General features: G+C 64.7%; 22 protein-coding genes. 12 read left to right on the top strand and 10 right to left on the bottom strand.

All coding sequences use genetic code 11. The annotated features are described in order from the left end of the window. Nucleotides 1–60: 60 nt before the first annotated feature. The 3 genes from J1N60_RS18780 to J1N60_RS18770 form a co-directional block, all read right to left on the bottom strand. Complete coding sequence (locus J1N60_RS18780; RefSeq protein ID WP_312909473.1) at nucleotides 61–747, bottom strand: hypothetical protein; 687 nt, start codon at nucleotides 745–747, stop codon at nucleotides 61–63. Between the two features lie 252 nt (nucleotides 748–999). After that, the gene (locus tag J1N60_RS18775) at nucleotides 1000–2490 is read right to left on the bottom strand and encodes a flippase (protein WP_312909472.1); all 1491 of its coding nucleotides are present in this window, start codon (nucleotides 2488–2490) and stop codon (nucleotides 1000–1002) included. Nucleotides 2491–2893: 403 nt separating this feature from the next. Then, a complete protein-coding gene (locus J1N60_RS18770; protein WP_312909471.1) occupies nucleotides 2894–3244 on the bottom strand; it encodes a DUF7344 domain-containing protein in 351 nt (116 codons plus the stop codon). Nucleotides 3245–3489: 245 nt separating this feature from the next. Here J1N60_RS18770 and J1N60_RS18765 point away from each other — a divergent pair, with 245 nt between their 5' ends. Both J1N60_RS18765 and J1N60_RS18760 read left to right on the top strand, forming a co-directional pair. Further along, nucleotides 3490–4554 (top strand): PAS domain-containing protein, encoded by a 1065-nt coding sequence (locus tag J1N60_RS18765; protein WP_312909470.1) that lies wholly within the window; start codon nucleotides 3490–3492, stop codon nucleotides 4552–4554. Next, nucleotides 4496–6856 (top strand): bacterio-opsin activator domain-containing protein, encoded by a 2361-nt coding sequence (locus J1N60_RS18760; protein WP_312912620.1) that lies wholly within the window; start codon nucleotides 4496–4498, stop codon nucleotides 6854–6856. The genes J1N60_RS18765 and J1N60_RS18760 overlap by 59 nt, the downstream gene beginning before the upstream one ends. A gap of 195 nt (nucleotides 6857–7051) precedes the next feature. On the opposite strand, the gene J1N60_RS18755 is transcribed toward J1N60_RS18760, so the two are convergent. Next, entirely contained in the window at nucleotides 7052–7801 is a 750-nt protein-coding gene (locus tag J1N60_RS18755) for a GNAT family N-acetyltransferase (RefSeq protein ID WP_312909469.1), read from the bottom strand. A 171-nt stretch (nucleotides 7802–7972) separates the two neighbouring features. Between J1N60_RS18755 and J1N60_RS18750 the strand changes: the two genes are divergently transcribed. The 7 genes from J1N60_RS18750 (at nucleotide 7973) to J1N60_RS18720 (ending at nucleotide 13846) form a co-directional block, all read left to right on the top strand. Continuing rightward, nucleotides 7973–9052: a succinylglutamate desuccinylase/aspartoacylase family protein gene (locus J1N60_RS18750; protein ID WP_312909468.1), complete on the top strand. Its 1080-nt coding sequence runs from the start codon at nucleotides 7973–7975 to the stop codon at nucleotides 9050–9052. A 145-nt stretch (nucleotides 9053–9197) separates the two neighbouring features. Further along, a complete protein-coding gene (sdhC, locus tag J1N60_RS18745; RefSeq protein WP_254158108.1) occupies nucleotides 9198–9593 on the top strand; it encodes a succinate dehydrogenase, cytochrome b556 subunit in 396 nt (131 codons plus the stop codon). Then, entirely contained in the window at nucleotides 9593–9958 is a 366-nt protein-coding gene (locus J1N60_RS18740; RefSeq protein WP_312909467.1) for a succinate dehydrogenase/fumarate reductase transmembrane subunit, read from the top strand. Before sdhC ends, J1N60_RS18740 begins: the two co-directional genes overlap by 1 nt. Before the next feature lies 1 nt (nucleotide 9959). Beyond that, nucleotides 9960–10859 (top strand): succinate dehydrogenase/fumarate reductase iron-sulfur subunit, encoded by a 900-nt coding sequence (locus J1N60_RS18735; protein ID WP_312909466.1) that lies wholly within the window; start codon nucleotides 9960–9962, stop codon nucleotides 10857–10859. Nucleotides 10860–10866: 7 nt separating this feature from the next. Then, entirely contained in the window at nucleotides 10867–12723 is a 1857-nt protein-coding gene (locus J1N60_RS18730; protein WP_312909465.1) for an FAD-binding protein, read from the top strand. A gap of 225 nt (nucleotides 12724–12948) precedes the next feature. After that, a complete protein-coding gene (locus J1N60_RS18725) occupies nucleotides 12949–13425 on the top strand; it encodes an RDD family protein (RefSeq protein ID WP_312909464.1) in 477 nt (158 codons plus the stop codon). A 211-nt stretch (nucleotides 13426–13636) separates the two neighbouring features. Further along, nucleotides 13637–13846: a hypothetical protein gene (locus J1N60_RS18720; RefSeq protein ID WP_312909463.1), complete on the top strand. Its 210-nt coding sequence runs from the start codon at nucleotides 13637–13639 to the stop codon at nucleotides 13844–13846. Between the two features lie 34 nt (nucleotides 13847–13880). Here J1N60_RS18720 and nth read toward each other — a convergent pair whose 3' ends face one another. Next, nucleotides 13881–14564 (bottom strand): endonuclease III, encoded by a 684-nt coding sequence (gene nth / locus J1N60_RS18715; protein WP_312909462.1) that lies wholly within the window; start codon nucleotides 14562–14564, stop codon nucleotides 13881–13883. 147 nt (nucleotides 14565–14711) lie between these two features. Here nth and J1N60_RS18710 point away from each other — a divergent pair, with 147 nt between their 5' ends. Together J1N60_RS18710 and mvaD are read left to right on the top strand one after the other, a co-directional pair. Beyond that, the gene (locus tag J1N60_RS18710; protein WP_312909461.1) at nucleotides 14712–15869 is read left to right on the top strand and encodes a hypothetical protein; all 1158 of its coding nucleotides are present in this window, start codon (nucleotides 14712–14714) and stop codon (nucleotides 15867–15869) included. Nucleotides 15870–15988: 119 nt separating this feature from the next. After that, a complete protein-coding gene (gene mvaD / locus J1N60_RS18705) occupies nucleotides 15989–16975 on the top strand; it encodes a phosphomevalonate decarboxylase MvaD (protein WP_312909460.1) in 987 nt (328 codons plus the stop codon). 388 nt (nucleotides 16976–17363) lie between these two features. Here the strand turns inward: mvaD and J1N60_RS18700 are convergent, their stop codons facing one another. The 3 genes from J1N60_RS18700 to J1N60_RS18690 all read right to left on the bottom strand — a co-directional run bounded on the left by J1N60_RS18700 (nucleotide 17364) and on the right by J1N60_RS18690 (nucleotide 19535). After that, nucleotides 17364–17672 carry a hypothetical protein gene (locus tag J1N60_RS18700; protein ID WP_253429687.1) on the bottom strand — a complete coding sequence of 103 codons (309 nt, stop codon included), beginning with the start codon at nucleotides 17670–17672 and terminating at the stop codon, nucleotides 17364–17366. Nucleotides 17673–17821: 149 nt separating this feature from the next. Further along, nucleotides 17822–18799: a flap endonuclease-1 gene (gene fen / locus J1N60_RS18695; RefSeq protein WP_312909459.1), complete on the bottom strand. Its 978-nt coding sequence runs from the start codon at nucleotides 18797–18799 to the stop codon at nucleotides 17822–17824. A gap of 100 nt (nucleotides 18800–18899) precedes the next feature. Then, nucleotides 18900–19535, bottom strand: coding sequence for a GNAT family N-acetyltransferase (locus J1N60_RS18690; RefSeq protein WP_312909458.1), 636 nt, complete (start codon nucleotides 19533–19535; stop codon nucleotides 18900–18902). A 194-nt stretch (nucleotides 19536–19729) separates the two neighbouring features. Here J1N60_RS18690 and J1N60_RS18685 point away from each other — a divergent pair, with 194 nt between their 5' ends. Then, nucleotides 19730–20281, top strand: a complete 552-nt coding sequence (locus J1N60_RS18685) for a hypothetical protein (RefSeq protein ID WP_312909457.1) — start codon at nucleotides 19730–19732, stop codon at nucleotides 20279–20281. Between the two features lie 9 nt (nucleotides 20282–20290). On the opposite strand, the gene J1N60_RS18680 is transcribed toward J1N60_RS18685, so the two are convergent. Both J1N60_RS18680 and J1N60_RS18675 read right to left on the bottom strand, forming a co-directional pair. Continuing rightward, a complete protein-coding gene (locus tag J1N60_RS18680; protein ID WP_312909456.1) occupies nucleotides 20291–21400 on the bottom strand; it encodes a TrmB family transcriptional regulator in 1110 nt (369 codons plus the stop codon). Nucleotides 21401–21495: 95 nt separating this feature from the next. Further along, on the bottom strand, nucleotides 21496–23604 hold the full coding sequence (locus J1N60_RS18675) for an alpha-amylase family glycosyl hydrolase (protein ID WP_312909455.1): 2109 nt from the start codon (nucleotides 23602–23604) through the stop codon (nucleotides 21496–21498). Between the last annotated feature and the right edge of the window lie 132 nt (nucleotides 23605–23736).

Here is a 23736-nt window from a genome sequence, read left to right as displayed (position 1 = left end):
GGCGCTATTTATTTCACCCTATCTGGGAAGAACTAACTGATACACACAGCTGCGTACTGATCAAAAGCACTCGAGGAGAGTACCATCTTCGATCGGATCGGGCATCTCCTCATCACTCACACTGTACTTGGTTCCTGCACGGACAATTCCTGTCTCGTCAACGCCGTACGCGGCAGCTCCAGCACCATCACCGGCAGCGGGGAACTTCCTATCTGTGATAGTGCCCGTACCGTTAAAAAATCGGATATAAATGATGGTAATGCCATTTTCTGTCTTTTCTATCCGTGTCTCGTCCTCCTCAACACGGAGTCCAGCGTGCGTTAACTCATCCCGGTATTTTTCCACCATCGAGTTGTGGAAATACGTATCCCCATACCTATAGACGTATGACACGAGCGTGTCCTGATCGAATGAGTCCGGTGGTTCCGGGTATGGTTCAACGCCAGCGCTGTGAATCGTGCGTTCTTCACCACTTATAACGGGTGTGAATGTCGTACAAACATCTCCAGTCGGCTCTGGGCGCCGAGCACTCGAACAATCATACCGACCTGCAATAGATGTTGGATCTGGATTTTTCGGACCTTTGTCAATATCGCTATTCCATTCATCCTTTTGCATACAGTCCGGGACATCATCTTCACTGTTACCAGAGTTATCTCCTAGCCACGAATTGCCAGTTTCAAGACAGCCACCAACCCCGAGAAAAGCACTCGTGCTGATTCCCGTCAAGAGCTTTCGGCGGTTCATTATTTGACTTATAGTTGGTATATTTATATATCTTTACCTCCAGCAGAATCGGGATTTCTCACCCTCAAGACCTTCCTTCCCGATACTGAGCGATACACGATTCCCCCGGACTGAGCAATCACTCCTTACGCAAATCGAGCCAGATTGCGTGCCACATTCGCGCCTTCTATTTAGCACGGCCGCTGGAACTTATCATCAGTTAAGGCTTCGACAGTGCTGCGGATGAGTAAACCGTTCCACTGATTACTATCATTAGACGTCGCTTCCCGATCCGAGAACCATCCGCACGTCCTGCGGATCGATCAACCCGCTGGCGAAGGCGAGCCCGGCCCAGACGACCACGCCGACGGCGATGCTCGCGAACAGCATGCCCAGACTTGAGATGAAGGGCGCGAGGACGACGACCAGTAGCCCCATGACGCCGGTGATAGCGACGATTTTCCCGACCGTCGCCGCGAGTTCCTCGAGTCGCAGGGAGAGTTCGGCGTGGACGACGTAGAGGTTCACGCCGACGTAGATGGAGTGGGTGGCGACCGTCGCGATGGCCGCGCCGACGACGCCGATGGTCGGGATCAGGACGACGTTGAGCCCGAAGTTGGCGAGGGCGGTTCCGCCTTTGGCCATCGCTCGAGCGCGGGCGCGTCCGAGGTAATCGAGGCTATCGCTCGTGAGGTTCGTGATCGCCTGCAGGACGACGAAGGCACAGAGCACCTGCAACACGGGGACGGCGCCGGCGTAGTCGCCGCCGAAGACGAGGATCACGAACGGGTCGGCGACGATGGCCAGGCCGACGGCCGCGGGCACGTAGAGCAACAGCGTGTTCGTCAGCGCCGTCTCGTAGAGCGTTCGAGCGTACTCGATGTCGCCAGCGGCCTTCTGTTCGCCGAAGTTGGGCGAGATGGTGAACCCGAGGGAATCCGCGGGCGCGAGGACGAAGTCGACGACCTGCTTCGCGAGGGTGTAGAAGGCGACAGCTACCGGGTTGAGGAAGAAGCCAACGAGGACGATGTCGATCTGTTTGTCGATGACGTTCGCGCCCCGCGTCGCGGTGAGGGGGACGCTGTACTCGAGCACCCGACGGGGGAGCCCCGGTTCGAACGACGACGCACGCTCGAAGGTGCGATAACACTGGAGGTAGAGGACGGTGATCCCGAAGACGGCGGCGATGGCGTAGCCGACGACGTAGCCGAAGAAGGCCCCGAGCGCGCCGAAGCCGGCGACGACGAACGCGACGGCGAACAGGAGCCGCGAGACGCCGCCGATCGCCTGGACGGCGGCGCTGTACCCGAGCATGTTGAACCCCTGGAAGGTGATGATGGCGAGGCCGTGAAACGACATGGCCAGGACGTAGACGGCGCCGGCGGCGAGAAACGGTGCGACGGCCCCGTCGCCGAGCATCGCGGCGATCCGATCGTGGCCAACGAGCAGGATGACCGAGACGGCTGCGATACAGAGCACCTGCACGGCGACGGTCAACTCGAGGACGCGAGGGATCTGGTCGGGTGCTTTCTCTCGATACTCGGCGAGGTAGCGCGCGGCGGACTTCCCGAGCCCGCCGCCGGCGATCAACTGGACGACGCTCAGCACGCCGATCGCCCAGAACAGCGTGCCGTAGCCGTCGGGGTCGAGGAGGAATCGCGCCAGAACGACCATCAATACCGCGCTCGAGGCCATGTAGATCGCTCGAGCGACGAGCATCGCCTTGAAGCCGCGGACGATGTGATTCAGCGTGCGTGAACTCATTGTGTGGGTGTCGTAACAGTGGGTGGAGGCAATGTGTGGGTGTCGTGACAGCGGGTGGGAGACGGCGGCGTCGCGGGGCGCCTGTCGTCCGTGCGACTGATCGATCGTGGTTCGCGGGGATCGACGGTCGCTGATACGAGGCGGCCCACCGGTCGACAGCCGGCGCCGAACCCACCGGTCGCTCGAGTCCAATGCCTGGACGGTGGTTTGTAATGCGGTCCGTTCGCCTTCGAACGAACGGGCTACCGCCGGGGGTTCGAGAACGCCTCTGGCCGTCGGTTGGGACTCGAAACCGACGCTCAACTCCAAACGGTGGCCAGTAAGCGGATCCTACTCGTGACGTCGACGAGCTGACGACCGTCCAGCGGCTGATCGTCCCTGACGACGCGAGAACGCGGGCCGATTACGCTGAGTCGAAATAGTCGGGGCGGACGTCCTCGAGCGCGACGCCGGAGGGGGCGATCACGTTCGTCTCCGAATCGTACTCAAGTACGTGCATATCGGCCATCTTGGGGAGGTGATGGTGGTGAAGGGTAGTCGCAACGCGGTCGGCGCCCTCCTCGTCGGGTGTGTCGACTCCTTCCTCGCGAGCGGCAACACCGGCGGCCAACTCCTCGAGATCGACTGGCGTAGTCGTTCCAGCGAGAATGTCGAGCACTAGTCGTCGTCGGTCGTCGGCAAGCAATCGATGGCGATCGCTCGTGGTGAGATCGATCGAGCGCGCACGTTCGTCCATCATATTTGGCTGTGACATTGATTCGCTCCAGCCGGCCAGCAGCGCAGTTGCCAGCACGTACCGGGCAAACGGCACCGACGGCTGTAAGGACACACTAGAAGTGATTAGGCTCCGGTCGGCCTCGATTCCGGCGGCGCGAGTCACGTCTTTCTTTTCGACGTGAACGTTACAGTCGGAAGCGCCACTCCCCGCAATTGCTTGCCGGTGACGTGGGGGACTCCATCGACGGAACATTGATGCACGTCACGCTGGTAACCGGTTGCATGCAGCCGAAGCCGCTGACCGACAGCCTTCGCGAGACGCTCGCCGTCTTTGATGGGTCGGGCGAGCCATGGACGACCCCCGAGGTCGCCGCAGCGCTCGATCTCGGTCGGCGAAGTACGTACGCCAGACTCGAACGGCTCGTAGAGCGAGACCACCTCGAGACGAAGAAGGTCGGTGCGAACGCTCGTGTGTGGTGGCGACCGACGCGGCCGTCTGCCACCGACGAGCCGCCCATGGACTGGCCGAATAGCCCTGGCGCGATCGAGACGCTCCTCGAGTCGGTCGAGGAACCCGCCGTCTTCGCGCTCGACGCCGACGGCGCGGTCCGGTTCTGGACGTCGGGCGCCGAACGTACCCTCGGCTACGAATCCGACGCGATCATCGGCGACCCCCTCTCGGTACTCCACACCGACGACGACCGGGAAGCGGGCGTTCCAGAGCGTCACCTGGAGCGGGCGTTCGAACGCGGCTTGATTCGGGACGAGGGCTGGCGCGTCCGTGCGGACGGAACGCGATTCTGGGCGGCAGTCAAACTCGAGGCTATCCGGGAAGATGGCTCGCTCCGGGGGTACGCGGCGATCGTCCACGACATCACCGACCGTCGCGAGCGTGAACGAGAACTGCGCCAGGAACGAGACCTCACGGAACGACTCCTCGAGACGGCGCCGGTCGGCCTCGCGGTCGCTCGAGCGGACGGGACGGTCGAACGGATCAACACTCGAGCGAGAACCCACCTCGACGTCGAGACGACCGAGGTCTCGAAACTTACCGTCGACGACTTCGACGTCGCGGGCGTCGACGGAAATCCGCTTACGGCCACAGATAATCCGGTATCGCGGGCGGTCGAGACCGGCGAACCGGTTTCGGATCGCCTCGTGACGCGCGAGGACTCGGACGGAACGCGCTGGTGGATTTCGGTCACGGCTACGCCACTGCTCGAAGACGGGACCGTCTCCGCCACACGATGCGTGGTACCGCGACGTCGTCTACCCGTCCGAATCGGGACTGTCGATCTACTTCCAGGACATCACGGAGCGAAAGGCGGCCGAAACGGCGCTCCGTGACAGCGAAGAACGCCTCCGTCTCGCGCTCGAGGCCGGCGAGCTGGGCGTCTGGGAACTCGACCTGCAGACCGAGGACGTCCCCGGACGATCGCCTCACCACGACCGCATCTTCGGCTACGAAGAGCCCGTCGACGACTGGAGCTTCGAGCGGTTCCTCGAGCACGTTCATCCGGCCGACCGCGACCGCGTCGAACGACAGTTCGAGGCCGCGTTCGAGAGCGGCGAGTGGTCGTTCGAGTGTCGCATCCTCGGTGCGGACGACGAACGGCGCTGGATCGGGGCTCGCGGCGAATTTTTCTTCGACGACGGCGACCCGGTTCGCGCGGTCGGCGTCGTCGCCGACGTCACGGATCGAAAGGAGCGCGAGCGGGAACTCGAGCGGTACGAACGCGCCGTCGAAACGATCGACGATGGCGTCTACATCCTCGACGACGATCGCCGGTTTACGATGGTGAACGACGGCTTCGCGTCGATGGCAGGGTACGATCGATCAGATCTCGTCGGAGAACCCGCCGAAACCGTCTTCAGTTCGGAGTTCGTCGACCTGGCAGACGAGAAGCAGGCTGAACTCGAGTCGGGCAACCGGGAGTTCGCCGTCCTCGAGGAGGACGTTCACCGGGCCGACGGTACCTCGGTGATCGTCGAGAGTCGATTCGAGGTCTTCGAGTTCGACGACGGTTCGACGGGGCGCGTCGGAACCGTTCGAGACGTCAGCGAGCGCGTCGAGCGCGAACGGGAATTGGAGGAAGTGCGCCGTCGCTACCGGACGATCGCCGATCACTTCCCCAACGGCGCCGTCGCCCTCGTCGACCAGGACCGCCGCTACGTCACCTTCGGTGGGACGCCGGAAGGATCGACGGACGTGACCAGAGCGGACCTCGAAGGAGCGCTGCTCGAGGACGCACTTCCCGAGCAGATCGCCGAGGTCGTCGTCCCTCGCTACGAGGCCGCACTCGCGGGCGAACGCTCCACGTTCGAGGAGACGATCGACGACCGCGTCTACCAGTTTTTCTTCGCTCCGGTCCGAGACGACGACGGCGACGTGTTCGCGGCCATGGCGATGTCCCAGGACGTCACGGAGCGAAAGCGCCAGCGCGACCAGCTCGAGGCGCTGAACAGTCTGAACGAGGTCGTCAGGGAGATCACGGACGCCGTCATCGACCAGTCGACGCGTGACGAGATCGAGACGACGGTCTGTGAGCGCCTCGCCGCGTCCGATTCGTACCGGTTCGCCTGGATCGGCGACGTCGACGCCAATCAGACCGTCTCCGTGCGGACCGAAGCCGGGGTCGAGGGCTACCTCGACGACATCGTCATCTCCGTCGATCCGAAAGACACCCGGAGCGAGGGGCCCACCGGCCGTGCCCTCCGAACGGGCGACGTACAGACGATGCGAGATATCGAATCCGATCCCCGATACGAGCCCTGGCGAAACTCGGTCGAGCGCTACGACTTCCGGTCGTCGGCGGCAATCCCGGTCTCGAACCAGGGGACGATCTACGGGATCCTCAACGTCTACGCCGAACGCCCACATGCGTTCGAGGGCCAGGAAGCGGCGCTGATCGAGCAACTCGGCGAGATCGTCGGTCATGCGATTGCCGCTGCCGATCGGAAACAGGCGCTCATGAGCGACGAACTCGTCGAACTCGAGTTCCGGATTCAGGACATCTTCGCGACGGTCGACGCACCCGTCGAGACGGCGGGAACGATCACGCTCGACCAGGCGGTTCAGATCGAAGACGACGAGTACCTCGTCTACGGTACCGCGACGTCGGACGCGGTCGACGCCGTGACCAGCCTCACCGAAGCCCTCCCCCACTGGGACGACGTAACTTTCCGCTCGGCGAGTTCTCCAACGGGATTCGTGCTCCGCCTGTCCAGCCCACCGGTGCTCTCAGTGATCGCTTCCCTCGGCGGCGTCGTCGAGGGGGTCGTCATCGAAGACGGCGACTTTCGGATGACGATCCACCTGGCCCCGACCGTCGACGTGCGTCGGGTGATCGACGCCGTCGAGGCGTCCTACCCGAACGTCGAAATGGTTAGAAGGCGACAGATTACTCGATCGCACGACGACCCACAGCGTATCCGGCGCCGGCTCGTCGCGGACCTCACCGACCGACAGCGCGCCGCCTTAGATGCCGCCTACCACGCGGGCTACTTCGAGTGGCCGCGCGAATCGTCGGGCGAAGACGTCGCAGCGTCGCTGGACGTAGCGGCCCCGACCTTTCATCAACACCTCCGAAAGGCCGAACGGAAAGTGCTCGAGTCGCTGTTCTCGAACGAGGGACAGGCCGAAGGGTAACCGAAACATCTCGAAGTGGCGTGAAGTCGCGACCGGACCGTCTGGTTGGGGTGAAAGACGGCGATCGGTGACTGGAATACTCGGCGGTCGGTCGCCGGGATACACGACGACGGCTGTACTCGAGCCAGAACGAGAGTGAGAGCGAGAGTCAGAATGAGGGGCAGAACCAGAGCGGGAACGAAAACGCGGACTCGATCAGAGGTACGACGCGTCCCAGCGCGTCGCCTTCCGCCGGTTGTCACAGCTGTTACAGACGATTCGTCCCATCGAGTCCATTGCGTTGTCCAGCGAGTCACAGTTGCCACAGAACCAGCCGTAGCGCTTGCTCGCCCCCTCGTTCGCGTACACCGTGTAGAAGGGCGCCTTCGATCCGCGCGCCGGTTCACCGTAGCTCACGTAGCGCGTCTGCCCGTCGTCCTCGATCGTCTCGAGCGCGCGCCACGCGTCGTCGTCGTGGTCGCTCTCGACGTAGACGTTCTCGGTGTGGGTCTCGTCCCCGACCTCGAGTTCGCGGGAGCCGACTCGATCGAACCCGTGGGTGGCGTAGAACTCGTTGCCGACCTCGTTCGCCTCCAGGACGACGCCCTGAATCTGTTCCGCTCCGGCGTCGAGGAGGGTCTCGCGCGTTCGAGCCAGGAGCCGCGGGCCGATTCCGCTCCCGCGGTGGTCCGGATCGACGTGGATCCACTCGATACGCCCGACACTGTGGTTCTCGCCGACGAGTTCGCTCTGGGAGAACCCTACAGTCTCGCCGTCGTCCTCCGCGACGACGTACACCTCGTGTTCGCGTTCGATCGCGTCCTCGAGGTCGTCGCCGTACCAGTTCCCGGCGGCCTCGTCGATGGTCTCGTCGTCGAGGAAGTGGGTGTAGGACTCGGCGAGTGAGCGCTGTGCGACCGACCGGATTCTCTCGCTGTCCGCGGACGTGGCTTCGCGTAGGTCCATACCCGCTGCTACCACGCCCTCCCAGAAAACTTCTTGCTCGAGTGACGGCGCGCGAAGGTGTCGAGATGGGAAGACGCGCGAAGGTGATTTACCGAAGGCTGACCACCGGGAGACCGCCGCGAGCGGAAGCAGGTCACATGAGTTTTACCAGTCCCCCTCTTTTTGCCGACTATGAGCGAGGATCGCGCCGACTCAAGTTCGGCCGATGGCGGGCCCGGCGAGGAAGTGTTCACCTACAACGGTGGGCGCGTCGACCCTGGCGAGTCGGCGAACATTCGGTACGGAATCAGCGAGACCTACCTCGGCGACCCGGTTCGCATCCCCGTGACGGTCATCAACGGCACCCACCCGGGGCCAACGGTCTTCCTGTCCGCAGCGGCCCACGGCGACGAACTGAACGGCATCGAGGTCGTCCGCGAGGTGGCCCACGACTGGGACCACGCCGACCTCCACGGGACGCTGATCTGTCTCCCCGTCATGAACGTCCCCGGCTTCCTGGCCCAAGAGCGGTACCTGCCGATCTACGACCGGGACCTGAACCGGTCGTTTCCCGGCCGGGAGGACAGCACCAGCGCGCGCCGGATGGCTCACCGGATCTTCACGAACTTCATCGAGCCCTGCGACCTCGGCATCGACTTTCACACCTCGACCCGCGGCCGAACGAACATGCTCCACGTGCGGGCGAATATCGACGACGCCGACGTCGAACGGCTCGCGAAGGCGTTCAGTTCGAACGTCATCATCGCCGGGCAGGGACCGTCCGGTACCCTCCGCCGGGAGGCGACCGACGCCGGCGTCCCGACGATCACTGTCGAGATGGGGGAGGCCCACCGCTTCCAGCGACAGCTCATCGACCGCTCGCTCACGGGCGTCGCGAGCGTGCTCGCGGAGTTCGGTCTCCACCCCGACTCCTCGGTTCACTGGCCCGGCTGGCGGGTGATCATCGACGACGCGGGCGAGAAGACCTGGCTCCGGGCCGACGCCGGCGGCATCGTCGACATGAAACACTCGAGTGGCGACCTCGTCCGGGAAGGGGAGACTATCTGTGCGATCACCAACCCGTTCAAGGAAGAAGACGTCATCGTCACCGTCGAGGCGCCGTTTACGGGTCTGCTCGTGGGTGTCCTGGAGAATCCGGTGGTCTACCCCGGCAATCCGCTGTGTCACCTCGTCAAACTGGACGACACCATCTTGAACGCCCTCGAGCGCGAAATCGAGCGACAGGATCCGTTCTTAGAGACCCTCGAGTAGCCGCCGTTCGGGTGTACCCGAACGTATTCGACCTCTCGACCGACACGGCACGGACGGCGCCAGGCGACCCGCCGTGAGCGGCGGCAGACGCGGCAGGATAAAAGTAACTTCTATAGCCCCAGGGTCCAACCCTCGAGATGAGCGCATGAGTCAGTCTTACAATCGCGGCCTCATCGAGGACTTCGGTCGCTGGAAGGAGTTCTCGGCCGGGATGTGGGCGTGGATCTTCCACAAGTTTACCGGGTGGATCCTGATCGGCTACCTGTTTACCCACATCGCGGTGTTGAGTAGCGCCATCTCGGGAGAACAAGCGTACAACAACACCCTCCAGGGACTCGAAGCACTGTTCCTCGTCCGACTGCTCGAGGTCGGCCTGCTGGCGGTCGCCGTCTTCCACATCCTCAACGGGATCCGCCTGCTGATGGTCGACCTGGGCGTCGGCCTCGAGGCCCAGGACAAGACGTTCTACCTCTCCTTGCTCCTCACGGGTGCAATTACGGTCGCCAGCGTCCCGACGTTCATGACGGAGGTGGGCTTCTAATGGCGGAACGCTACTCCTCGTTCGCGCCGGGCGGGACTGCATGGTTCCTCCAGCGCGTCACGGCGGCGTTCCTGATCGTCGTGTTAGCCTTTCACTTCTTCCTCTTGCACTTCGTCAACCACGCCTGGGAGATTGAATTCGCCGGCACCCAACAGCGCATGTCGGACATCGGCTACTTCCTCACGATGGTCCTGTTCCTGATCACGGCCACGTTCCACGGCGTCAACGGCGTCTACAACGCGCTGGTCAACCAGGGACTGACCGGCACGTCGAAACGGATCGTCCTCGCGATCCTCGTGATCGCCGGAGGCGCGCTGATCGCCCAGGGTATCTGGGTCGCACTCGTCATGCGGGGGTTCATGTAACATGAGTACACAACAACAAGAACAACAGGAGCAACCGGACGAACCGGAGACGCAGGAGGTACCGGCCGACCAGGAGATGAGCGGCCTGACCTCGCCACAACAACAGCGACTCCAGCGCAAGGACTCTGCGCGAGTCGACCGCGAGCGGGCCGCCGAGACCGAAGACTTCGAGGAGGATTCCGTCCACCTCAAAGTATTCCGGTACGACCCCGAAGTCGAGGCCAAGCAGGAACCGCGCTTCGACGACTTTCACGTCCCCTTCACGAAGGGGATGACCGTCCTCGACGCGCTCATCTACGCGCGCGACGAGTTCGACTCCTCGCTCACGTTCCGCCACTCCTGTCGTCAGGCGGTCTGTGGCTCCGACGCCTTCTTCGTCAACGGGCGTCAGCGTCTCGGGTGTAAGACGCAAATCTCGGCGCTCGAGCAGCCGGTTCGCGTCGAACCCCTCCCCCACCAGGAGGTCGTGAAGGACCTGGTCGTCGAGATGGAGCACTTCTACGAGCAGATGCACGCCGTCGAGCCGTACTTCCAGCAGGAGGACCTGCCCGAGGGCGACCTCGAGGAACAACGCCAGACTCGCGAGAACCGCGAGAAGATCAAGATGTCCAGCCGGTGTATCTGGTGTGCAGCGTGTATGTCCTCGTGTAACATCGCCGCCGGGGACAACCAGTATCTCGGCCCCGCGGCCATCAACAAGGCCTACAAGTTCGCGATGGACGATCGCGAGGACGAGGAGATCAAGGAGCACCGACTGCGCATCCTCGAGCAGGAACACGGCGTCTGGCGCTGTCAGACCCAGTTTTCCTGTACGGAGGTGTGCCCAAAGGACATCCCGCTCACCGAGCACATTCAGGAGCTCAAGCGTGAAGCGGTCAAGAAGAACCTAAAGTTCTGGTAACTGAAATATGTACGAACACGACGTCATCGTAGTCGGCGCCGGCGGTGCCGGCCTCCGAGCGGCGGTCGCAGCGCACGAGGCGGGAGCGGACGTGGCCATGGTCACGAAACTCCACCCGGTTCGCAGTCACACCGGAGCCGCCGAGGGCGGCATCAACGCCGCCCTCCGGGAGGGCGACGACTGGGAACTCCACGCCTACGACACCATGAAGGGGTCGGACTACCTGGGCGACGCCCCCGCCATCGAAACGCTCGCCAAAGACGCCCCCGAGGACACGATTAAACTCGAGCACTGGGGGATGCCCTTCTCCCGCGAGGACGACGGCACGGTCTCCCAGCGGCCGTTCGGCGGCCTCTCGTTCCCGCGAACGACCTACGCGGGCGCCGAGACCGGCCACCACCTGCTCCACACGATGTACGAGCAGGTCGTCAAGCGCGGCATCCAGGTCTACGACGAGTGGTTCGTGATGAACCTCGCCGTCAGCGACGAACCCGATCCGAACGACCGAACCTGTCACGGCGTCGTCGCCTACGACGTCCAGTCCGGCGAGATTCAGGGCTTCAAGGCCCGCCAGGGCGTCGTCCTCGCGACCGGCGGCCCCGGTCAGGCGTTCGATCACACCACCAACGCCGTCTCCTGTACCGGCGACGGCCAGGCGATCGCCTACCGCGCGGGCGTCCCGCTCGAGGACATGGAGTTCGTCCAGTTCCACCCGACGACGCTCCCGAGCACGGGCGTCCTCATCTCCGAGGGTGTCCGCGGCGAGGGCGGTATCCTGTACAACGAAGACGGCGAGCGGTTCATGTTCGAACACGGCTACGCGAACAACGCCGGCGAACTCGCGAGCCGCGACGTCGTCTCCCGCGCCGAGTTGACCGAGGTCAACGAGGGCCGTGGCGTCAACGACGAGTACGTTCACCTCGACATGCGTCACCTCGGCGAGGAGCGCATTCTCGACCGCCTCGAGAATATTCTGCACCTCGCAGAGGACTTCGAGGGCGTCGACGGCCTCGTCGAGCCGATGCCGGTCAAGCCCGGTCAGCACTACGAGATGGGCGGCATCGAGACCGACGAGAACGGCCAGACGTGCATCGACGGTCTCTATGCTGCTGGAGAGTGCGCCTGCGTCTCCGTCCACGGCGCGAACCGCTTAGGCGGGAACGCGCTGCCCGAACTCATCGTCTTCGGCAAGCGCGCGGGCGCTCACGCCGCCGGCGCAGACCTCGGGGAAGCTGAGATCCAGACGGGGTACGCCGACGACGTCGAGGACGAGACCGACGCCGACCTCCCCGTGACGCCCGGCGAGGCGGGGCTCGAGCCCGCCGGTACCAGCGAGAACGAGGACGTCGCCGCCGACGGCTCCGGTCAGGTGACCGACGCCGACGGTCTCCTCGAGCGCGCTGTCGAGGCCGAACGCGACCGCGTCGCGCACCTGATGGGACGCGACGACGGCGTCAAACACGCCGACATCCGCGCGAAGCTGCAGAAGGCGATGACTCGGGACGTGAACGTTTTCCGCGAAGAGGAGGGGCTCAAACGCGCCCTGAAGGCGATCAAGGAGTGTCGGGAAATGTACCAGGATGTCTACGTGGAGGACCCCTCGCGGACGTTCAACACGGATCTGCAGATGACCTACGAGACGCGCAACCTGATCGACGTCGCCGAGACGATCGCGCTGGGCGCGCTCGTGCGTAACGAGTTCCGCGGCGCCCACTGGCGCCTCGAGAACCAGGTCCGCGACGACGAGAACTGGCTCAAGCACACGCTGATCTCCTGGAACGGTGGCAAGCCATCGATCTGGTACCGGCCCACGATCCTCGAGGGTGCGGACGAGACCTACGAGCCGAAGGTTCGCAGTTACTGATCGCTCGGCGTTCGCGATCTTCGTTTTGGCGTTCTCGGTCGGACCAGCGGTTTCGACACTCGAGGCACAGCGACAGTGGGGCTGAGAGTCACACTCGAGTTCACACCGTGTTCCATCTCACTCGTCCAAACCCGGCACCGACCCGCCCTGACGGGTCACCGAAACCGTCGACAGAGAGTCGAATACAACGGTAGGGCTAACTCCCGTCGATTCGACACTCGAGTCATGGAATCCGATACGTCGACGGAGAAGACGATCCACCTCGCATCCTGGGAGGATCGCTTCTGGGCGTGGCTGATCGACGTGCTCATCGTGGGTGCGGCCCTCTCCGGTCTGGGCGAAGCAATTGGGACGCTCTCGCTCGTCACCGGTGGTCTGTCGTTTTCGCCCTCGTTTCTCGGCGTCAACGGTCTCGGGATCTGGCTCTACTGGACCGCCCTCGAGGGGTACAACGGTCAGTCAGCCGGCAAACTCGTGATGAACATCGCGGTTACCGACGAGCGCGGCGACCCGATCGACTATCCCACGGCGGCGCTCGAGAGCTTCGGGAAGGCGTTCTTGCTCCCGCTCGACGCGCTGATCGGCTGGATCGCCATGGAGGGCGAATACGTACGCCTGTTCAACAGGCTCTCCTCGACGATCGTCGTCGAGGCTCCGGACGACGACGAACCCTCGGGTGTGACGTACGTTCCGCCGGAGTGATCCGAGACGCGACGACTCGAGTCATCCGAGACGCGACGACTCGAGTGATTCGATCGACGACCGACACTGATCCCGACGCGATTTTGCCCCTCGAGCGCCAGCGGTAGTGTATGAGTGGCGTCCGTTTCGTCGAGCGCAGTTGTGGTCTCGAGGTCGAGCGCGAGTACGGCCACGAGTGCGGAACTCGCCGATTGGCTACCCGGGTGCGACCATGAGCGGCCCGCGCCGACGTCCTCGCCAAACCGGCGACGTGTCGGGTGGTCGCCGCCTCAAACTCGGATTTTTGGTGCTCGTTGCGCTCTCGGGAGCCACGATGGCGTTTCAGGGCGGCGCGTCGCTTCCGGTCGTCGCCCTCGCGACCCTCATCGGCGGGCTGGCGGGTGGCGCGCTGCTGTGGTACGTCTCCTGGATCACGCGCTAACTCAGGTCTCTTTATAAGGGAGCTTCCGACCGAGTCACCACGGCTCGCCGGACGCCAGGTCGATTTCGCTGTCACTCTTCTCCGACGGACAGATGTCGGCGAGGACGCACGCCTCGCAGTCGGGCGACCGGGCCGAACACACCGCGCGCCCGTGATCGATGCAGAGGTGGGTGAACTGCTGCCAGTACCCGTCGGGAACGAGTTCCATGAGCTCGCGCTCGATTTGCTCGGGGTACGCCTCCTCGGTCAGGCCGAGTCGTCGCGAGAGTCGCTGAACGTGCGTGTCGACGACGATCCCCTCGACCACGTCGTGCCCGTGCTGGAGGACGACGTTCGCCGTCTTCCGACCGACGCCGGGGAGATCCGTGAGGTCGGCCATGGTGTCGGGGACCTCGCCGTCGTGATCGTCGACGATTTTCTCGCAGGCCGTGCGGATGTATTTGGCCTTGTTGTTGTAGTACGTGATCGAGTTCAGTGCCTCGGCGAGTTCCTCCTGGGGCGCGTTCGCGTAGTCTTCGGGCGTCTCGTAGGTCGCGAAGAGGTCCTCCGTCTCCTGGTTGACGCGCTCGTCGGTACACTGCGCCGAGAGGATCACCGCGATCAGCAACTCGAGGCGGTTCGAGTACCGAAGCGAGATGGTCGAGTCGGGGTACTCGCGTTCGAGGCGGTCGACCACCTCGGTGGCCTGCTCCTGGCGGGTCTCGAGAGGGGTTCCCATCGCCTGTGGGTTTCGAGAGCGGCCATTTCAGGCGTTCGGTTCCGCGGCGGGAGTTGCAGAAATGCAAATTGAGGGACACTCTTATCATCTTCCACTTCGAGTCTCTCGAAAAGGCTCCGGGGGGAGTCCACCAGGTGGGCGGGTCAGTTGCCACCTGACGACGACAGCGACAGACAGGGAACTCAGGTCATGACCGAAGCCAACGAACCACTCACGATTTCAGATGCGGACGAACCGTACGACAGATTCGGCGACGACTTGCTCGACGCCCTGCTCGCCCAGCTCAGCACGGACGAGGGCGGGGCCAGGCGTGACGCGCTCCGACGCGCCCTGAACATCGATACCAGCACGAGCAACGAGGTCCGCCTCGAGCACGTCGAGTCGTCGCTGACCGAACTCGAGGCCTACACCGACGCCATGCGCGAGTTCTTCGACGAAAACGGGACCGCCGAGGACGTCCTCGAATCGGTCCAGGACGGGCTCGAGTCGGCCCGTGCGGACCTCGAGGCGCTCGAGTCCAACGTCGGTGACCTCGAAATATCGGACGAAGCACTCGAGGGGCGTGTCGACGACCTCGAGGAGACGCTCGAGCGCCTCGACTCCCGACTCAAGTACGTCGGGACGGAGACGGCGGAACTCCGTGGCGACTTCGAGGCCGCGCGGGACTCGCTCGAGGATTCCGTCGCCGAGATCGGGGCGACTACCGACACCCTCGCCGACGACCTCGAGGCCCAGTTCGAGACCGTCCAGAACCTCGACACACATCAGGAGGATCTGGTCGACCGACTCGATTCGATGGCGGAGCAGCTGGAGGCCGACCGCACAGTGCTCGAGGCGCGGATCGACGGGCGAGCGGACGAACTCGAGGATCAAATGAACGAGCGAGCAGACGACCTGGAGGTCCGGATCGACGAGCGAGCAGACGAACTCGAGGAGCGCATCGACGCCGTCGAACGGCACGTCGACGACCGGCTGGCGTCGCTGCGCGAGGACCTCTTCGCGGAACTCGAGTCGGTGGACGCCTCGCTGACCGAGGACGTCGAGGAACTCGAAACGGACGTGAGCGACCTCGAGGAATCCGTCGACGATTCGATCACCGAAGTACGGGCGGCCGTCGCGGACGACCTCGACTCCCTCGAGTCCGGCATCGGAACGCTCGAGGAGACGACCGGCGAGCGGATCGACGACCTGCGGTGCGCGCTCGAGACCGATGTCGACGACCTCGAGGGACGGGTCGACGAACTCGAGGCGACCGCGGACGAGGCCGAGGAGTGGCGCCAGTCGTTACAGCACGCGTTTCAGTGAGCGAGTAGCACGCCTTCCAGTGAGCGGATCGGCGGCTGTCGGAACGGCTACGGACGGGCGCACTCGGCGACCACGCGGATGCCGTGACCTTTAAGCGGTCGTCACACACCTGTGGGGGTATGAAAGCGACGGCGATGGCCCACCCGATCCAGGGCCTGATCAAGTACCACGGGATGCGCGACGACATCGAGCGACTCCCGTATCACGACAGCATCAGCGTCTGCACCGCCCCGAGTCACACCCGCACCACCGTCGAGTTCTCGATGGACCACGACGAGGACGTCTACGTCGTCGACGGCGAGGAACTCGAGGGGCGGGGCTTCGAGCGCCTCGAGGCCGTCGTCGACAAGGCCCGCGACATGTCGGACGCGGCCCACACCGTCTACCCGGTTCGCATCGAGAGTGAGAACAGTTTCCCCTCCAACGTCGGCCTCGGTTCGTCGTCGTCGGGCTTCGCGGCCGCGGCCCGCGCCCTCGCGGAGGCCGCCGAGCTCGACGCCTCCCTCCAGGACATCTCGACCATCGCCCGCGTGGGATCGGCCTCGGCCGCCCGGTCGGTGACGGGGGCGTTCTCCCAGCTCTACACCGGGATGAACGACGAGGACTGCCGCTCCCGGCGCGTGCCGAGCAACCTGCACGAGGAGTTGAAGATCGTCGTCGGGCTCGTTCCCTACCACAAGGAGACCGAGGACGCCCACGACGAGGCCGCCGACAGCCACATGTTCCAGGCGCGCAACGCCCACATCCACGGTCAGATTGCGAAGATGCGCGACGCGCTCCGCAACGACGACTTCGACCGGGCGTTCGAACTGGCCGAACACGACTCGCTCAGCCTTGCGGCGACGACGATGACCGGCCCCGAGGGGTGGGTCTACTGGCAGCCGGCTACCCTCGCCATCTTCAACAAAGTACGCGAACTCCGCGAGGAGGAGGACATCCCGGCGTACTTCTCGACCGATACCGGCGCGAGCGTCTACGTCAACACGACCGAGGAACACGCTGAGACCGTCGAGGAGGCCATCGCCGAGACCGGCGTCTCGACCACCACCTGGGGCGTCGGCGGCCCCGCGCGGCTGCTCGAGGAGGAAGACGACCACCTGTTCTAACCCACCTTTTATTCTGCGGACTGCTTCGCTGACGGCTTCGCCGCACAGCGAAGCGGTCCTCGATAAAAGCTGGACCAAAAGCACTCCTCCCTCCGTTCCGAAGCGCTCTGCGCTTCGTCACATCGGTCGTCGGCCCGCTCGCTCACTGCGTTCGCTCACGGTGAGCGTCGGTGAATCGCCTGCCCTTCCCCGAGTCGCGAGAAGTCGCCGAATCGGCGACCCCTCGCTCCCGGCCGTTCGTCTTTGTAACGAAAACACGCGTATTCATCGATTCCACAAATGCTCGAGGCCGTCAGCGTCGCCACTCGTCTTCTCGAGCCAGACTACGACCTGTTACGGGTACGCACCGCTATCGCGGCATCTCAACAAAATGGGGTCGTCTGATCGATCACGCTCGGATAGCGCTGAACGACACTGCTCGGAGCGCCGCTCCCGTGAACAGGAGGACGACGAACGCGATGGCCAGCCACATGCCGACCTGCGTTCCGAGTGCGCCAGCGATGACACCGAGGAGATCGACACCGAACGCTTGCCCGAGCGCGAACAGCACGATCGTCAGGCCGACGACGGCGACCGCCGTCTGCAGTGCCGTCGAGGCGGCCCAGGCCCCCGCAGCGCTCTCGTCGCGGCGCTCCGCGGGTGGTCGCTCGTCACGAGCACGTGTTTCGGATCGATCGGCAGTGCGGTCTCGAGTCATCGGTCTCGTACCCCATCTGAGGCCACAAGACGGCTACACGTCAACGCTCACCCGGCAGGCGCATGCCGTACTTTATCTGTCGGGCAGAAATCGCCGAGATGCCAATCCGGGATTACCGGCAGAAAAGCGCGATTACGCCGCCCAGATGACTACGTCCACTTGTCCAATCCGGTTTGCGTGACGCTCTCCTCGATCCGCTCGAAACCGCGTTCGACCTCTCCGGCGTCGACGTCCCACTCGTCGACCACGTAGGCGCGGGCTGCCTCGAGGTCCGGGTCCAGGCTCGTCTCGAACTCGTAGTCGTCGGTGACGTCAGGGTCCCGGAAGAGCTGTCGAACCCGGTCGCCGTACTCGACGTGGTCGCCGCGGGCCTCGAGAACACTCCAGAGGTCGCCGTGTTCGGCGATCTCTTTCAGGGCCGTCTTGGGGCCGATACCGTTCACGCCCTCGTTGAAGTCCGTCCCGATCAGGATGGCCGCGTCGATGAGTTGTTCCTGGGTCAGGTCGTGTTTCGCGAGGGTCGCCTCGAGGTCCATCAGTTCGGGGTCCCCTTTGCTCGTCAACTGTCGAAGCGTGTAGGGAGCCCCGAAGAGGAGCGCATCGTAGTCCTCCGAGCCGACGTAGTCGGCGTCCCCGCGGCGGGCCATGTGCGCCGCCTGCGCCTCGCCCTCCGCGGGCGCCTCGACGATGGGCACGTCGAGCAACCGGAGCAGTTCGCGACTGGTCTCCTGAATCGTTGGCGTCAGCCGCTGGGTTCGGGACTCGAGTTGGGCGATGGCGACCGTGTCACCCTCCTCGCGGGCGCGCTCGAGTTGGGCCTCGTAGGTTTCGCGCTGGTCGCGCCGGGATTCGATCTCGTCGGCTTTCAGCTCCGAGGGGCCGCCGTCGAAGACCATCACGGGGACGATGTCGTGTTCGAAGAACTTCGGCAGTCCCTGGACGATGCCGATCAGGTTCGCGACTTCGGTGCCGTCGGCGGTCGTGTACTTCCCGCTGGCGGTCCACTTGACGGTCGTCGTCAGGTACCGGTAGAGCCAGTTGTGGGCGTCGACGGCGACGACGCCCTCGACGTCCGAGAACGGAATCGACTCGATGACGGCGATGTCCCGGAGTGCTGCGTTTCCCATTGGGTGTTCTTGGAAGGAGAGGGATTTGAAACGTTCCCTCCTGGGTTTCGTTTTCGTCGTCTGTCTCCGACAGGGGCGGATCCCCTCTCGACCACCCACGCTACGGCGAATCGATTCGCGAGGGCGGCCCCTCCTCGAGTCGGTGCTCTACGAACGCGCGTTCGCCCGCGGAGAGGTCGCGTTCCAGGAAGCGCTCGAGGCCCCGGCGATACGTCTCCGTGGTCGCTCGCGTCGGATGCTCGAGGACGAGTTCGGCGATGCCGGTGGTCTCGCCGGTGAACCCGAAGTCGGCCTTCCAGAGGGCGTCGTACGCGTAGGGATTGTTGACGGCGATCTGTAGTCGATCGTAACCGCGCTCGAGCGCCGCGTCGCGGACGAAGGCGACGAGTTTCGGGCCAAGCCCCCGGCCTCGGTGGGCGCGGTCGACGGTGACGTACCGCAGCCAGAGCGTCGAGGCGTCGGTCCGATCCTCGTTGAACGCGACGGCGGCGAGGACGTCGGTCGCGTAGGGGAGCTCGGCGCGTTCACTCGAGTCGAGATCGGCCGACTCGATTCCTGCGTCGACGGCTTCGGGCTCGTACTCGTCGTCGTCCGCTCGAGCGCGCGCGACCGCTTTCCCGGTCGACGACATCACGAACTTGCCCGCGTAGCTGAACCGCTCGTGGTGAAGCCTGAGCGTGGGCCCGTTGGGCGGCCAGCCGAGCAGTTCGAGGGCGACCTGCGGTTCCTCGGGCATTGCGTGCAGTTCGCGCGCCTCGCGGAAAAACCCGCGTGTTCGGTGAATCGAACGCTTCGCTCGAGTGTCGTCTCTTCCAGACCGGGAATCGACGGGAGGTCGTGAGCGGCCACGACCGCGGAGTAGACCCCGACTTCAACGACCGGGCGGTCGCCAGCCGTTCGCTTTTGTCGCCTTCCGTGCTAGCATACGACATGAGTGCGAACACTGACACGACCAGCGGGTTCGGCATCGGCGGGCACATCGGCTGGCCCATCGGTGGCGCGATTGGCGGCGCCGTCGGCGCCGCCGCGTTCGGCCTACTCGTCTGGCTCCTCAACCCCGACGTCATCGAGGCGACGATTCCGGCGGCGTACGGCCTCGAGGCGGCGGGCACGATCGGCTGGGCGATTCAGCTCGCACACGGGGCAGTACTGGGGCTGATATTCGCGTTCGTCGTTACTCGCCAGGCCGTCCTGGGTCTGCTCCGGGCGGACGTCGAGACGGACGCAATCGCTCGAACCGGCCCGACGGGTCGCCTCGTCGCTGCCGGACTCGTCTTCGGATTCGCCGTGTGGGCCGTCCTCCCGATGCTCATCCTCCCCGTCTGGCTGAGTGCCGTCGGTGCCGGCGAAACCACGCAGTTCCCCGCACTCGCGACCAGCGGCCTCGTCGGGCACCTCCTGTTCGGGACGATCCTCGGCACCGTCTTCGCGCTGCTGGTCGACGTCGACGAGCGCGCGTCGCAAAACGTGCTCGAGGAGTGATCTCGACCCTTACGACACCGGCTCGAGGGTCACCGACTTCGTCTCGTAGTCCTCGACGAACGCGCCCTCGCCCCCGAGGGTGACGGTGTGGCTGTCGCCGTCCTCGCCCTCGCTCTCGTCTTCACCCTCGTCGTCTCCCGCTCCATCGGCGGCCTCGATCTCGACGATCAGCGCGTTCTCGACCGCGAACGTGTCCCGCGTCGGTTCGAGGAGGCTCTGTCTGACCCCGACGAGTCGCCCTTCGACGGTGGCGTACTCGTCCGTCCGAACGGGACGGGCCTCGGCCCTGACGACGATCTCGCGCCCGGCCTCGAGGTGGAGCGTCGATTGCAAGACGGCGTGGCGGAAGTCGGTGTAGGTCCGCGGGAGGTCATCCGGGTCCGTGACGTACACCTGCTGGGCCATCGGCCAGTAGTTACCGAAGAAGGAGCCGACGATGATCGGTACGAGTTGGGCCTGCGAGATGGCGATCCCCTGCGCTCCGGCGTTCGAACGGACGATCATCTCGTTCGGGGCGAACAGGCCGAGGCGGCGCTCGGCGGTCACGATGAGCGGCGCGTTCTCTCCCCAGACCCTGACGACGCTCGCGATGCCTTCGAAGCGCTCGGCGGGGAGGGTGTCGTCGCCAGTCACGAGCAGGATGACTAGCACGCCGCGGTCGACCGTGCTCCGCAGTTCGTCCTCGACTTCCTCGAGCAGCGAGGCGGGAATCGAGAGCGTCACCTCCTCGGTGGCGCGCTCGAGCAACCCTTTGATCCGCTTCATGATCGTCGTTCGGGTCTTGATGACTTCGAACTCCCGTTCCTGTTCGGAGACGTTCCCGTACCGGGTGGTGAGTTCGGGTTCGAGCGACTCGAGGTCGCTCGTGAGCGCCGCGACGACCTCCTCCGGCGGGTTCGCCCGGATGGTCGTCGGCACGACGTGGTCGATGACGTCGACGAAGCCTCGCTCGTCGAGTTTCTCGCTGACGCTGTAGACGTAGCGCTTCGAGACGCCGGCGTCCTCCGCTACCGTGCTCGCCTTCGCCTCCCCGTGCTCGAGAATAGTGAGATACGTGTCGATTTCCTTCTCCGACAGGCCCAGCTGCCGGAGGTTGTCCGCGACCGTCTCGTCGTCCATACTGACTGTTGGTTAGTCGGGTACAATGAGTGTTCTGCTCGGCGGTAGAGCGAACGAGGGTGGGAGAGGTGAGGGACTGAGGATCGGCCCGCGTCTCACCTCGTCTCGAGGACGACCACATCGTCCACGGTGATCGCCGTCTCGCTCCCGTCGGTCTCGCAGTCGACGGAGTTCCCGGTGACGAGGTCCGTTGGGTCGACCGTGACCGTCGCGTCGAACGTGATCGTCGCGGGTTTCTCGCCGAAATTCAGGACAACCACGACGCGCTGGTCCTCGTGGTCTCGAGCGAACGCGACGGCCGCGTCAGTATCGGCGTCGTACGCGAGGTTTCGGAGCGTCCCACGGGAGAGCGCTGGTTCGGACCGACGGGCGGCCACGAGTCGTCGGTGGAACACGGTGGACTCGCCGTCGCCCTCCCAGGGCATCGGTTGCCGGTAGCCGGTCGCGCCTCGCTCCTGGCCGTAGTAGATCATGGGGACGCCAGGGAGCGTGAGCACCGCCGCGGCGGCCGCGCGCTGGGCGTGTGGGCCGCAGGTCTCGAGGTAGCGATCTTCGTCGTGGTTCTCGATGTAACGCATGTGGAGCGACCAGTCGGGAAACCCCTCCCGTTCCGGCGCTCGAGCGGCCTCGAGAATCGACTCGGCGGGCGCTTCACCGGAGCCGACGTCGACCAGCGTCCAGTAGAGGGTGGTGTCGTAGTGAACGTCGAACTCGGCCTCGGCGTAGGCGGGGTCGCGCGGAATCGTCTCGTCGAGCAGGAGGAACTCGGGGTCGCGGCTCTCGAGCCGGTCGTGGACTTCCTTCCAGAAGCCGTGAGGGACGCCCCAGGCGACGTCACACCGGTAGCCGTCGACGACGTCCGCCCACTCGTCGACGACCTCGAGCATGAATCGTCGAACCGCAAGGGAGTCGTAGTTGACGTTCGGGATGTTCCGCCAGTTGAAGTAGTACTGGGCGACCTCGGTGCCCCGGTTGGGGAGGTACCGTCGTGGTGGGCCGTACTCGTCTCGTCCCTTCTCGAGGTCGCGCTCGGTGAGGTGGTTCTCCGCGAACGGCTCCCAGACGTACCAGTCGGCGTAGTCGTCGACCCCGGCGGCGCTCAGGTCGAAGTTCGCGTGCTCGCGGGCGGTGTGGTTGATAACGAGGTCGAAGACGACGCGGATGCCCGCCTCGTGACAGCGGTCGACGAACGACTCGAACGCGTCTCGAGAGCCTATATCCGAAGCCGTGTCGAAGTAGTCCGTCGTGTGGTAGCCGTGGGTCGTCGGGCTCTCCAGGACTGGCGTGAGCCAGACGCAATCTACTCCGAGGGACTCGAGGTAGGGAACGCGACGTTCGAACGACTCGAACGTCCCCTCGTCGGTGAACGAGCGGACGAACACCTCGTAGACGACGGCGTCGCGAATCCACGCTGGGGGGTCGTTCACGCGGTCGACCGACCCGTCCGGCGAGACGGCGACGCAGTCCGCGACGCTGTGGCGTTCGCCGACGGCAACGGCGTGGACGCGAACGGGGTCGTCCACAGACTCGAGGGCCCGGAGCGGGAGGCGGGCCTCGTGTCCGTCGACTTCGAGCACGCCGTCGTCCAGCCCGTCCCGGTCGTCGATCAGGAACTCGACGGCCAGTTCGTCGTCCGCGAACTCGCTGTCGAGTCCGGCGGTCGCGTCGGCGCCGATCACGACCGCCTCGTCCTCGACACGGCCGTCGAGGCGAATCCGCGGGCGGACGGGGCCCGGAACCGTCGTCTCGGTCCAGACGTCGTGTTCGCTCCCCTCGCCGTGGACGAACCCGTGGCGGTGCTCGCCCGGCGGTAGTTCGACGTCAAAGATGTAGGTGCCGGCCTCGAGCCTGGGCCGGTCGCGGCCGGCAAGGTGCTCGTTGAACGGCCCGATGACCGACACGTTCGCCGGGTCGTGCTCGGGGAGGTCGTCGCGCTCGAGTTCGAAGGTCGTCTCGCGGCGAACGTCGGGGAACACCCTGACGCGCTGGACCGCGGTGCCATCGGGTCCCGCGCACTCGAATCGGTAGGTTCCGGCCACGTCGGGTTCGACGTGCCAGACCGGCGTATCGGGGGCCGTGAGGTCGCTTTCGTCCGGTTTTTCGAGGACGCGCCACCGGTAGGTGGCCGTCGGATCGGGATCGCGGGGGGCGAGTTCGACGGATTCGCCAACGGACGCGAAGCGAGGTGGTCCGGGGTGTCGCATACCAACGCCATTTGGGGCCCCGCTCTTACGCTTTTGGTCTCCGGCCGATTTCCGACGGTCTCCCGCCCGCTATGCAGTGAACAACTGTGAACTAATTTTACAACATACTTTTGTACCCCCCGTTCGTGGTCA

The organism is Natronosalvus caseinilyticus, from assembly GCF_017357105.1.
GTDB classification, from domain to species: Archaea; Halobacteriota; Halobacteria; order Halobacteriales; family Natrialbaceae; genus Natronosalvus; species Natronosalvus caseinilyticus.
This window is presented reverse-complemented; position numbering and strand designations above follow the sequence as displayed.